At 62.3% G+C, this 419-nt stretch carries 1 protein-coding gene; it reads right to left on the reverse strand.

What is annotated here, in order from left to right; translation table 11 throughout:
- Positions 1-60 precede the first annotated feature (60 nt).
- On the reverse strand, positions 61-419 hold a 359-nt coding region (locus tag KDH83_RS31755), incomplete at its 5' end, for a hypothetical protein (RefSeq protein ID WP_349291696.1).

A 419-nucleotide genomic window follows, 5' to 3' on the forward strand; every position in this document is an offset into this window, starting at 1 on the left:
TCGTAGGCCCAGCGGCCGGCGCCAGATAGGCTATCGCCGGGCGATCCGACAGCGAGCATCCTACCGAGCCGGCATCCCCTTCCTGAGCTTGTACGGCGCCTCCAATAGCTCGGCCGTCATCTGATCGCGTTCCTGGACACAGGGCTCGGCGGGCAGTTCGGCCAGCACCCCGTCGTAGACGATGCCCGTCACGCCGATGGGCCGCTTCAGTTCGCCGGCCATCTGGTGCAAGCGCAAAGGATAGGTTCGCAGGCGCTTGATCTCCCACAGCGCAGCCAACAGATCTGGGTCTATGGTGCCGTCAGGATGCGTGTTGCGGACACGCATGTTGCGTAGGTCTTCGGTGGTGAGGGCAGGGCGGAATGGCATGGTGCGATACCTGGATGAATATCCAGTATATTTCGAACTCGTCTGAGTGC

This window comes from Achromobacter sp. Marseille-Q0513 (assembly GCF_018195695.1).
Classification (GTDB): domain Bacteria; phylum Pseudomonadota; class Gammaproteobacteria; order Burkholderiales; family Burkholderiaceae_B; genus Achromobacter.